A 242-nucleotide genomic window follows, 5' to 3' on the forward strand; every position below is an offset into this window, starting at 1 on the left:
GCGCGGCCGCACCTCCTCTATGCCAACAGCACCCAGCGGGAGCGTGATGCCCCATACGGTCGTGGCAAACGGGCGGCTCATCACGTTTTTGCCGAATGGGCCGAAATTTTTGGAGGCCCGTATACCGAGCTCGTGTTACCCCATCTTTTCGGTGAAGGCGGTCGTCCGTATTACAACTCCGCCGTATTGACTTTCTGCCATCAATTGGCCAACGGCGAGGAGCCGACGATCAATGGCTCCGG

Annotated in this window: 1 protein-coding gene; it reads left to right on the plus strand. The window is 59.1% G+C overall.

The genetic code is table 11. The features are described from left to right. Nucleotides 1-242 (plus strand): NAD-dependent epimerase/dehydratase family protein (locus ABGV18_RS11595; protein WP_396586162.1); only part of this gene is annotated, 242 nt, incomplete at both ends.

Source organism: Guyparkeria halopsychrophila, from assembly GCF_044582135.1.
GTDB lineage: Bacteria > Pseudomonadota > Gammaproteobacteria > Halothiobacillales > Halothiobacillaceae > Guyparkeria.